This is a genomic window from Pandoraea sp. PE-S2T-3 (assembly GCF_002179965.1).
In the GTDB taxonomy this organism is placed as follows: Bacteria; Pseudomonadota; Gammaproteobacteria; order Burkholderiales; family Burkholderiaceae; genus Pandoraea.
Genome location: NZ_NGUQ01000006.1, coordinates 1 through 10683, shown reverse-complemented (window position 1 = coordinate 10683; position 10683 = coordinate 1). Strand labels below are relative to the sequence as shown.

Sequence of the window (10683 nt, the reverse complement as noted above, 5' to 3'; positions counted from 1 at the left end):
GTCTCAGTAGCGAAGGGCGAGGGAGAAGCCGGCAACGGCGGAACTGACCGGGAAACCGGCCGGGCGATAGAGCGGCTTGGCAAGAAAGACGTCGTAACTGGCGCTGACGAACGCGCCGGCGTTGGCGCCGAACTGACCGCGTGCGCCGATGACAGCGCCCGCGAGCCGCGTGCCGGGTAGGTCGCGCGTGCCCGGGCCGAAGACCTGTCCGTAGTCGATGCCGACGTAGAGCGCGTGTGCGCTTGTGCCTATTGGCAGATGGATTTCGTTGCGAAGAAAGAAGCCGCGCGACGCACTCAACGTGTAGTCGCCTGTGAAGCCGCGCACGCTGTATCGGCCACCGATGGCGATCTGGTCGACGGCCCATAGGGCGTTGGCGGTGGTCTGCGCGTGGAAGACACCGACGTAGCGCAACGGTGTCGGACCGATGGATAGCGCGGGAAATGCCGGCAATGCGGGCAGCGGAACCGACCACTGTGCATCCAGCAAGACGACGCGGTAGCGGTAGGTTTGCGGCGTAGGGCGTTGGGTGACCGGGTCACGCAAATCGTCTTGCGCGCCGAACCACGGCATGCCTTGCCGGTAGCCCAGCACGATGTCGGCCTGTGCCGCGCCAAGGTATTGGCGGCGCGCCACGCTGAGCTGCAAATAGGTGTTGTTCCGGTACTGCTGCGAGATTTCGAAGTCTTCGATGAAGCTCTTGCCGAACCGGCGGCCGAGTCGTACGTCGAGTGCGGTCTTACCGTTGCGGTCACGTTGCACCACGCGTTCGACCTTCAGTTCGGCGATCTGATTACGCCCGCTCGACACGAATGTTTGATTCGCCCCGGCAATGCGCTGGAAGTACGCGCGCGTACTGCCGAAGAGGGAAACCGTGTTGTAGCCCCACGGGAATGAGTAGCTCAGACTCCCGCCTTTCGCGCCGAAACGATCGTCGCCGGTGGCAAGGTCGTGCTGTACCGCGACGTCAAGCAGATCGTTCAACCCCAGCACGTTGTCGATACCCAGCGCGAGTTGTCCTTGCAGTCGCCCCGTGTCCCGGGTGCCGCTGTTGTCGACGGAGGCGAGCAGACGCCACGCACGACGGCGTTGGGTATCGATGACCAGCACGCTCGTGCCCGGCATTTCACCCGGCTCGATGCGAATGTCGGCGTCCTGACTCGGCATGCGCTTGAGCTGTTCAAGGCCTTGTTCGAGTGCGGCGAGTGACAGCACGTCGCCCTCGCTCACGGGCAGCGCGGCCCGCCATGAGGTGCGGGTGTCCGGATCGCTGAACCTGACGGCAGAGATCACCCCCGGGATTAGCCGCAACGTGAGGCGCCCGTCCGTCAGATCCTGTTCGGGCACCACCACGCGTGTCGTCAGCCAGCCGCGGGTCAACACGGCATCTGTGGCGAAGGTGGCTATCTGGGCGACCCCCGCAGCCCCCGCGCACTGCGTGATGAACGGCGTCAGGGCGCTTTGTAGGAATTCGAGTGACGGCGGGAGAGGCGTACCGTCCACGGCGGCGACATCGATGTCGCGAAGCACCACGCATGGCGCTTCCGCCGGTAGCGTGGTCAGTGGCGCGGTGTCAGCCGTTGATGTGGCGGGCGCCACAGGTGTGACGGGGGACAGCCGGACATCGGGGGCGTCGCTGCGTCGCTCCCGCTCTTCGGTCTCGCGCCGTTGCTGTTCGAGACGTTGGTCTTGCACGCCCTGACGGGTGGCGTCGCGAAGGCCTCGAAGCTCGGGGAGGGCAACCGGTTGCATGGGTTGCGCCACGACCGCTGCGCCCGCCGTGGCTGCCGCTTTCGCCGCAAGCGGGAGGGCGAGGACGAACACTGCGGCAACGCGGGACAGGAAAAAATCAGGACGGTCACGGAGTTTCACGAATGCATTGCCCGGTGATGGGTTCGAAAAACGCAGCACGCGACAAGACACCCGTCGGCCGGAGGTCGTCGGTACGTGTCATTTCGTATGCGCACGCAGGTGCGGGAGGAGGGCGTAAAAGTGAGCACGACGGGCGTGCTACGGCCGGGGGGGGCTTACACCTACGCGTTAGGCCGGGGTTTGCAATGAGAACCACAGATGGCGAAACAGACAGCGATTTTGTCAGTCTGGCGATGACTTGTAATTGTAAAAATCGCTCAAATGACGAGAATCAGAATCGTCCGATACGGTGTTACGTGATATCCCAAGCTCTTTTTGGCATCTGGACGCATGATTTCAGCATTTGGCAATCGCGCGCCAACTGCTCGTCAACTGCTCGCCGATACCTCGCGTTTTCCCCACCCCCTGGCCTGAAATCCGAGCTTGTAGCGGGTAATTTTTTTCGCTAGTATTTTAGGCATAAACTATTTACGATTTAACAAAGATCGACGTGAACGGTGCGTGGTCTGTGTTTTCCGGAGGGTGAAGATGAATATCGTCTGTATCGGTGGCGGTCCTGCCGGCCTGTATTTCGGGTTGTTGATGAAGCTGCGCCAGCCGTCGCACCGCGTGGTGGTGGTCGAGCGCAATCGTCCGTACGACACCTTCGGCTGGGGCGTGGTGTTCTCCGACGCCACCATGGATAACCTCCAGGTTGCCGATCCGGTGAGCGCCGCACAGATCAACGAGGCCTTCAATCACTGGGACGACATCGATATCCACTTCGAAGGCCGCACCATTACATCGGGCGGCCACGGCTTCATCGGCATCGGCCGCAAGAAGCTGCTCAATATTCTTCAGGCACGTTGCGAAGCGCTCGGCGTGGAACTCGTCTTCGAGACGGATGTTGCCGACGATCAGGAGATCGCCCGCCGTTATCAGGCCGATCTGGTGATCGCGTCCGACGGCCTGAACAGCCGCATTCGCACCCGTTACGCCGACTCGTTCCGCCCCGACATCGACACGCGCAAGAACCGCTTCGTCTGGCTCGGCACGCATCAACGCTTCGACGCTTTCACCTTCGCGTTCGAGAAAACCGAGCACGGCTGGTTTCAGGCCCACGCCTACCAGTTCGATGCCGACACGTCGACATTCATCGTCGAGACCCCCGAGGAAGTCTGGCGCGCCCACGGCATCGACCAGATGAGCCAGGAAGAGGGCGTGAAGTTCTGCGAGCAACTGTTTGCCAAGTATCTCGGCGGCAATGAACTGCTCAGCAACGCCAAGCACCTGCGCGGCTCGGCGATCTGGATTCAGTTCCCGCGCGTGATCTGCGAGCGCTGGGTGCACTGGAACGACATGGACGGCAAACGTGTGCCGGTGGTGCTGATGGGCGACGCCGCACACACGGCGCACTTCTCCATCGGTTCGGGCACCAAACTCGCGCTCGAAGATTCCATCGCGCTGGCCGACGGTCTGGGGACCGACGGTGTCGATGCGCTGCCGCGTGTTCTCAACGATTACGAGGCAGCGCGCAGCATCGAAGTGCTCAAGATTCAGAACGCCGCACGTAATTCCACGGAATGGTTCGAGACCGTCGATCGCTACGCCAATTTCTCGCCGGAACAATTTGCCTACTCGCTGCTGACCCGCTCGCAGCGCATCTCGCACGAGAATCTGCGCGTGCGCGACGCGGCTTATGTCGACGGTTTCGAGGACTGGCTTGCATCGCACGCCGGCGTGGAGCGCGCCGCCGGTCAGCACTCGATTCCACCGATGTTCACGCCGTTCAAGGCACGCGGGCTCACGCTCAAGAATCGCATCGTGATGTCGCCGATGGCCATGTATTCAGCCGTTGACGGCGTGCCGGGAGACTTCCATCTGGTGCACCTTGGCAGCCGTGCGCTCGGCGGCGCGGGCATGATCGTCGCGGAAATGACCTGCGTGTCGCCGGACGCGCGTATCACGCCGGGATGCCCGGGGCTGTGGAACGACGCCCAACGCGACGCGTGGAAACGTATCGTCGACTTCGTGCACGCCGGTGGCGACGCGAAAATCGCCATGCAGATCGGCCACGCCGGACGCAAGGGCTCGACGCGTCTCGCGTGGGACGGCATCGACCAGCCGCTCGATGAGGGCAACTGGCCGCTGATCTCCGCCTCGCCGCTGCCCTATATCGACGGTGTCTCGCAGACGCCTCGCGAGATGACCCGCGCCGACATGGATCGCGTGAAAGACGACTTCGTGCAAGCCACGCGCCGCGCCGCCGAGGCCGGTTTCGATTGGCTGGAACTGCACTGCGCGCACGGCTATCTGCTGTCGAGCTTCATCTCGCCGCTGACCAACCAGCGCAGCGATGAATACGGCGGCTCGCTGGAGAACCGCCTGCGCTATCCGCTCGAAGTGTTCCACGCCGTGCGTGCCGTCTGGCCGGAGAACAAACCGATGTCGGTACGTATTTCCGCCAGCGACTGGGTCGAAGGCGGCATTACGCCGGACGACGCGGTGCTCATCGCCCGTGCCTTCAAGGCCGCAGGCGCAGACCTCATCGATTGTTCGTCGGGGCAGGTGAGCAAGGAAGAAAAGCCGGTTTATGGCCGCATGTTCCAGACGCCGTTCGCCGATCGCGTGCGCAACGACGCCGGTATTCCGACGATCGCCGTGGGCGCCATCTTCGAGGCCGATCACGTGAACAGCATCATCGCGTCGGGCCGCGCCGACCTGTGCGCGCTGGCACGTCCGCATTTGGCCGACCCGTTCTGGACGCTGCACGAAGCCGCAAAGATCGGCTACAAGGATCTCGCGTGGCCAGCGCAGTACTATGCCGGCAAACGTCAGTACGAGACCAATCTGGAACGTGCTGCCGCCTACGCACAACAGATCGGTAAATAAGGACGCGTGATGACGCAACAAACGACACCGGCTAATTCCGCTAATGCCGCAGTGCCCACTTCGCTGAAAGGCGTGCACGCCCTCGTGACGGGCGGGGCGCGCGGCATTGGCGAAGCGGTGGCGCGCTCGCTGCTCGCAAAGGGCGCGCGTGTCACGCTGCTCGGGCGCAGCGAGGCCGCGCTTGCGGCAGGGACGGAGGCACTGGCGTCCCACGGTGAGGTCAACTGGGTGAGCGCGGATATCGCCGACGCCGCCGCGGTCGAAGCCGCTTTCGCGCGCGCAGCGGAACGCTTCGGCCCGGTGCAGGTGCTCGTGAACAACGCAGGGCAGGCGGTGAGCGCACCGTTCGGCAAGACCGACAGCGCGCTGTGGCAACAGATGATCGGCGTGAACCTGACCGGGACGTTCCACTGCATTCAGGCAGCACTGCCCGCGATGCTGGCCGCCGGCTGGGGCCGCATCGTCAATGTGGCGAGCACGGCCGGGCTGGTCGGCTATCCGTACGTCACCGCCTATTGCGCGGCGAAGCACGGGGTCATCGGTCTCACGCGGGCGCTGGCGCTGGAAGTCGCCAAGAAGGGCGTGACGGTCAATGCTGTCTGCCCGGGCTACACCGAGACCGACATTCTGCGCGACACGATTGCAAACATCGTCGCAAAAACGGGCCGCAGCGAAGCAGAGGCGCGCGCCGAGCTGGCCAAACACAATCCCCAAGGACGTCTGGTGCAACCGGATGAAGTCGCCGACACGGTGCTGTGGCTGTGTCAGCCCGGCGCGGGCGCGATCACCGGCCAATCGGTCGCGGTCGCGGGTGGCGAAGTCCTGACGGGCTGATAACAATCGAATGGCGTCAGATGGCCCGGTCGCGGTGCCGATGACACCCAAGGAGGCAAATGTAATGAGTGACGTGAAACTGACCATGGCGCACCACAAGCGCCCGTTCGCGAACTTCGAGGCCAAACATTTTCTGTGGTCGGTGTCGAACGACGCGCAAGGGCGTCCGAGCATCGGCACCATCACGCTGAACCGGCCCGACAAGAAGAACCCGCTCACGTTCGACTCGTACGCCGAGCTGCGCGATCTGTTCCGTGGTCTGGTCTACGCGACGGACATCAAGACGGTGGTCGTGACAGGCGCGGGCGGTAACTACTGCTCGGGCGGCGACGTGCATGAAATCATCGGCCCGCTCACGCAGATGCGCATGCCGGAACTGCTCGATTTCACGCGCATGACGGGTGACCTCGTGAAAGCGATGCGCGCGTGTCCGCAGCCGATCATTAGCGCAATCGACGGCATTTGCGCCGGTGCGGGCGCGATGATGGCGCTCGCCTCGGACATGCGTCTGGGCACGCCGCAGACGAAGACGGCATTCCTCTTCGTGCGTGTGGGGCTGGCCGGTGCCGATATGGGCGCCTGCACGCTGCTGCCGCGCATGATCGGTCAGGGCCGCGCATCGGAACTGCTGTACACCGGTCGCGTGATGACGGCGGAGGAGGGGCTGCAATGGGGCTTCTTCAACGCGTTGCACGATGGCGGCGCGGTGCTCTCGGCAGCGCAAACGCTGGCCGATCAGATCGCCTGCGGCCCGACGTTCGCACATGGTGTGACGAAGAAGCTGCTGCATCAGGAGTGGAACATGGGTGTGGACGAGGCCATCGAGGCCGAAGCCGAAGCGCAGGCCATCTGCATGCAGACGCAGGACTTCCGCCGCGCTTACGACGCTTTCGTCGCGAAGCAGAAGCCGGTATTCAAGGGCGACTGAGGCGAACCAAACGATGAGCCAGAACACGACGCACAACGTGCACGCCAGCACCCCGCAGAACGCCCGCAATGGCGACTTCCTCGCGTGGCCGTTCTTCGACGACGCGCATCGCCAGCTCGGCACGCAACTCGACGCGTGGTGCACGCAAGAGCTGCATGTCGATCATGACGCTGACACCGATGCGACCTGCGTGTCGCTGGTGCGCCAATTGGGGCGCGCGGGATGGCTGAAGTATTGCGTACCGGCCAGCCATGGCGGCGCGCTCGACAAACTGGATTCGCGCGCCCTGTGCGTGCTGCGCGAGACGCTGGCGCGTCACGACGGGCTGGCCGATTTTGCCTTCGCCATGCAAGGGCTGGGTAGCGGCGCCATCACGCTCGCCGGAAGCGACGATCTGAAACAACGCTATCTGCCGCGCGTTGCGGCGGGTGAGGCGATCGCAGCATTTGCCCTGTCGGAACCCGACGCAGGCTCGGACGTCGCGGCAATGGCCTGCACGGCGACACTCGACGGCGATCACTACGTGCTCAACGGCGAGAAGACGTGGATCTCGAACGGCGGCATCGCGGATTTCTATTGCGTGTTTGTGCGCACGGGAGAAGCGCCGGGCGCGCGTGGCATCAGCGCCTTTGTGGTCGACGCGGACACACCGGGACTGACGATTGCTGAGCGCATCGACGTGAGCGCGCCGCATCCGCTCGCGCGGCTCAAATTCGAGAACTGCCGGGTGGCGGCGTCGCAGCGATTGGGGGAAGCGGGGCAGGGCTTCAAGGTCGCAATGATGACGCTCGATATCTTCCGGGCATCGGTGGCGGCGGCGGCGCTGGGTTTCGCGCGTCGTGCACTCGACGAAGGGCTGGCGCGTGCCAAGTCGCGTCAGATGTTCGGTCAGACGCTTGCCGACTTTCAACTGACGCAGGCAGCGCTGGGTGACATGGCGACGGCCGTGGACGCGGCGGCGCTGCTGACGTACCGCGCCGCATGGCAGCGCGATGTGCTGGGGCAGCGCACCACGCGCGAGGCCGCGATGGCAAAGATGTTCGCGACGGAATCGGCCCAGCAGGTGATCGACCGGGCGCTGCAAATGTTTGGTGGTGCCGGGGTCGTGTCGGGCGCCATTGTGGAGCGGCTCTATCGCGAAATTCGCTCGCTGCGAATTTACGAAGGGGCTACGGAAGTGCAAAAGCTGATCATCGCGCGCGAACTGCTCAAAGACGGCTGAACGTTGCTAACGGCACGTTGACCGCCGGCCACGGGCCGACCTCATGCTGCATTGCTGGATTACCGGGGGCAAGGAGAAGCACATGGAACGATCTGGACATCTCGACACTTTCGCGCGCGACAATCTGCCGCCCGCAGATCAGTGGCCCGAGTTTCTGCTCGACAATCCCGACGTGGCGTATCCGGCGCGCATCAACTGCGCAGCGGAATTGCTCGATCGCACGATTGCGCAAGGGCGCGGCGATGCCCCGGCGATTTACTCGGTCGAGAACGGGCAACCGACGACCACGTCGTATCGCGGTCTGCGCGAGATGGTCGACCGGATCGCCCATGTGTTGTGCAACGACATGGCACTGGTGCCGGGCAATCGTGTGTTGCTGCGCGGCCCGAATAATCTGTTCATGGCGGCAGCATGGCTCGCGGTGATCAAGGCGGGGCTGGTCGGCGTGCCGACGATGCCGCTGTTGCGCGCGAAGGAACTCAAGCAAATCATCGACAAGGCGGAGGTCAGCGCCGCACTGTGCGACGGCCGCCTGAAGGAAGAGCTGGAATTCAATCGTCAGACGGGGCATGACTATTTCTGTCCGGCGTTGACGCAGGTGGTGTACTTCCACGACGCAGGTGAGCACTCACTGGAGGCCCGCATGGCGCGTCAGCCGGCGAGCTTCGAGGCGTGCGACACGGCGGTGGACGACGTCTGTCTGATTGCGTTCACGAGCGGCACGACGGGGCAGCCGAAGGGCACAATGCACTTTCATCGCGACGTGCTCGCGATGTGCGATCTGTTCCCGCGTCACGTGCTGAAGCCGGGGCCGGACGATATCTTCTGCGGCACTCCCCCGTTAGCGTTCACTTTCGGTACGGGCGGCTTGCTTACGTTCCCGCTGCGTGTGGGGGCGGCGACGGTGCTGCTCGAAAAGCTCACGCCGGACTCGCTGCTGCAAGCCATTCAGGACTATCGCGCGACGATCTGCTTCACGGCGCCGACGTTCTACCGTCAGATGGCTGGGCTGGTAGGTAAGTACACGCTATCGAGCCTGAAGAAGACGGTCTCGGCGGGCGAGGCGTTGCCGGATGCGACGCGCCAGCTGTGGAAGCAGGCGTCGGGGATCGAGATGATCGACGGGATCGGCGGCACGGAGATGATTCACATCTTCATCTCGGCCGCGAACGGCGATGTGGTGCCGGGCGCTATCGGCAAGCCGGTGCCGGGCTACATCGCGATGATCGTTGACGAGAACATGCAGCCGCTGCCCCCGGGCAAGGTCGGCAAGCTGGCGGTGAAGGGCCCGACAGGGTGCCGCTATCTCGCGGATTCGCGCCAGAAGAACTATGTGAAGCAAGGCTGGAATCTGCCGGGCGACACGTTCATGTGCGACGAAGCGGGCAATTACTACTATCAGGCGCGCTCGGACGACATGATCGTCTCGGCGGGCTATAACATCGCGGGCCCGGAGGTGGAGTCGGCGCTGTTGCAGCACCCCGCCGTTGCGGAGTGCGGCGTGGTAGGGGCGAACGACGACGCGCGCGGGCAGATCGTGAAGGCGTACGTGGTGCTCAAGCCGGGGCAACCGAGCGACGAGGCCATGGTGAAGACGCTTCAGGAGTATGTGAAGGCTAACATCGCGCCTTATAAATATCCGCGTGCCATTGAATTTGTGGACGCGCTGCCGCGCACGGAAACGGGTAAATTGCAGCGCTTCAAGCTGCGGCAGATGGCGCAGTAAGGGAGGAGTGAATGATGTCGACGACTGACGCGGCCGCGCATGCGTTCGTGAAGCCGCTGCTGGTGCGCTTCAAGCATTGCGATCCGGCAGGCATCGTGTTTTACCCGCGCTACTTCGAAATGATCAACGATCTGGTCGAAGACTGGTGCGCCGAAGGGCTAGGTTTGTCTTTCGGCGAAATGCACCTGCGCGATGGACTGGGCGTGCCGACGGCAAATGTCGAATGCCGGTTCAGTGCACCGAGTTTTTTGGGCGATACGCTGTCGCGTTCGCTAGAAGTCACGCGTCTCGGACGCTCGTCGATGACGCTGCGCATCCGCTTCGCAGGCGCAAACGACGAGACGCGTTTGCAAGCCACGCTGGTGTTGGTCTGGGTCGCGAAAGGCGAGGGCGGCAAGCCCGCACCCATCGCCGTGCCCCCAGCCCAGCGCGCGGCAATTGTGCGCTTTGCCGCACCCGATTCTGTAATTGAAGGAGTGACCTGATGCTGCAAGTTCTGCAACCGCCCGAGTGGGCGAAACCGCGCGGCTACGCGAACGGCATGGCGTTCGAGATGTCAGTAGGCAGCCGCATCGTGTTTGTAGGCGGTCAGATCGGCTGGAATGCACAGCAACGCTTCGAGACGGACGATTTCGCTCTGCAAGTGCGTCAGACGCTGGAAAACATCGTGGCGATTCTCGCGGAAGGCAACGCGAAGCCGGAACACATCGTGCGCATGACCTGGTACGTGAAGAACAAAGCGGAGTATGTGGCGAACTATCCGGCGATTGGCGAGCACTATCGCGCAGTCATCGGGCGCCATTTTCCTGCGATGACGGCGGTGGAAGTGGCCGATCTTGTGGAGGACGAAGCTAAGGTGGAAATCGAAGTCACCGCAGTGGTGCCGGCAGCCTGATTTTTTGTTTCGCTTGTGGGGAAGGGGCCGAAAACCTCCCCGCTGGACAGACCGAAGCCCCTTCCCGCTGCTCAGACAGTGTTCAACTCGCCTCGGGAAGGGGCTCCGGTCTATCCTTACCCACGTCGCTGGTCCCTCCGGCGACACCGCCCCCTCCGCTCTTCGTTTCCTCTTCCCGCCAAACAAAAACGCCAGACATCGTCTGGCGTTCTTGTTTGATTCCCTGCCGGGCTGTCAGTTATGCAGCTTTCTGCTCGCCCTGCACTTTGTCCAACTCGGCCTGTGTCAGCCAGTACGTTGCGGGCAAATCCAACTCATCACAGTTGTGACCCTCA

General features: G+C 63.3%; 8 protein-coding genes. 7 read left to right on the top strand and 1 reads right to left on the bottom strand.

The window, feature by feature from the left end; all coding sequences use genetic code 11:
- Positions 1-3: 3 nt before the first annotated feature.
- Positions 4-1872 carry a ShlB/FhaC/HecB family hemolysin secretion/activation protein gene (locus CDV46_RS01695; RefSeq protein ID WP_140413269.1) on the bottom strand — a complete coding sequence of 623 codons (1869 nt, stop codon included), beginning with the start codon at positions 1870-1872 and terminating at the stop codon, positions 4-6.
- Between the two features lie 528 nt (positions 1873-2400).
- On the opposite strand from CDV46_RS01695, the gene CDV46_RS01690 reads away from it, so the two are divergent.
- The 7 genes from CDV46_RS01690 (at position 2401) to CDV46_RS01660 (ending at position 10348) form a co-directional block, all read left to right on the top strand.
- The gene (locus CDV46_RS01690) at positions 2401-4743 is read left to right on the top strand and encodes a bifunctional salicylyl-CoA 5-hydroxylase/oxidoreductase (protein ID WP_087721627.1); all 2343 of its coding nucleotides are present in this window, start codon (positions 2401-2403) and stop codon (positions 4741-4743) included.
- Between the two features lie 9 nt (positions 4744-4752).
- Positions 4753-5577, top strand: coding sequence for an SDR family NAD(P)-dependent oxidoreductase (locus CDV46_RS01685; RefSeq protein ID WP_087721625.1), 825 nt, complete (start codon positions 4753-4755; stop codon positions 5575-5577).
- A gap of 64 nt (positions 5578-5641) precedes the next feature.
- On the top strand, positions 5642-6505 hold the full coding sequence (locus CDV46_RS01680) for an enoyl-CoA hydratase family protein (RefSeq protein WP_087686745.1): 864 nt from the start codon (positions 5642-5644) through the stop codon (positions 6503-6505).
- A 13-nt stretch (positions 6506-6518) separates the two neighbouring features.
- Positions 6519-7727, top strand: coding sequence for an acyl-CoA dehydrogenase family protein (locus CDV46_RS01675; RefSeq protein WP_176398981.1), 1209 nt, complete (start codon positions 6519-6521; stop codon positions 7725-7727).
- Positions 7728-7809: 82 nt separating this feature from the next.
- A complete protein-coding gene (locus CDV46_RS01670) occupies positions 7810-9453 on the top strand; it encodes an AMP-binding protein (protein ID WP_087686746.1) in 1644 nt (547 codons plus the stop codon).
- Positions 9454-9467: 14 nt separating this feature from the next.
- Positions 9468-9938: an acyl-CoA thioesterase gene (locus CDV46_RS01665; protein WP_087686747.1), complete on the top strand. Its 471-nt coding sequence runs from the start codon at positions 9468-9470 to the stop codon at positions 9936-9938.
- A gap of 2 nt (positions 9939-9940) precedes the next feature.
- The gene (locus CDV46_RS01660) at positions 9941-10348 is read left to right on the top strand and encodes a RidA family protein (RefSeq protein ID WP_058380173.1); all 408 of its coding nucleotides are present in this window, start codon (positions 9941-9943) and stop codon (positions 10346-10348) included.
- Positions 10349-10683: the final 335 nt, after the last annotated feature.

Bases quoted from the DNA above. Each gene is read 5' to 3' on its own strand.
- CDV46_RS01685 (WP_087721625.1), top strand. From the start codon at position 4,753: ATGACGCAACAAACGACACCGGCTAATTCCGCTAATGCCGCAGTGCCC.
- CDV46_RS01675 (WP_176398981.1), top strand. From the start codon at position 6,519: ATGAGCCAGAACACGACGCACAACGTGCACGCCAGCACCCCGCAGAAC.
- CDV46_RS01680 (WP_087686745.1), top strand. From the start codon at position 5,642: ATGAGTGACGTGAAACTGACCATGGCGCACCACAAGCGCCCGTTCGCG.
- CDV46_RS01690 (WP_087721627.1), top strand. From the start codon at position 2,401: ATGAATATCGTCTGTATCGGTGGCGGTCCTGCCGGCCTGTATTTCGGG.
- CDV46_RS01665 (WP_087686747.1), top strand. From the start codon at position 9,468: ATGTCGACGACTGACGCGGCCGCGCATGCGTTCGTGAAGCCGCTGCTG.
- CDV46_RS01670 (WP_087686746.1), top strand. From the start codon at position 7,810: ATGGAACGATCTGGACATCTCGACACTTTCGCGCGCGACAATCTGCCG.